This is a genomic window from Bradyrhizobium sp. Kon56 (genome assembly GCF_055807635.1).
Genome location: NZ_JBVVOU010000633.1, coordinates 1 through 236 on the forward strand (window position 1 = coordinate 1; position 236 = coordinate 236).

The window sequence follows — 236 nt, forward strand, 5'->3', positions numbered from 1 at the left end:
GCCGTGGCAGGCGTGGTGCTGATCAGGTGGCATGCGCCGCCAACAGCAGCGACTGCGCGCCGGTCATCACACCCTTCAGCAGTGCCCAGTCATGGGAGGACACGCTGGCGACCTGAACCAGCCGCCGAGCGTTGCTCACCGCGAACCAGCTCCAGGTCGCCAGTGCGCCGGTCGCGCATAAGATCCCTGCAACGTTGGTCAGGGTGTCGGGCCTGTCGCCATTGATCAGCGCATGC

The 236-nt window shown here is 66.5% G+C and carries 1 pseudogene; it reads right to left on the minus strand.

What is annotated here, in order from left to right:
* Positions 1-22: 22 nt before the first annotated feature.
* Positions 23-236, minus strand: a pseudogene (locus tag AC0L3B_RS40330) (EamA/RhaT family transporter); the annotation flags it as partial.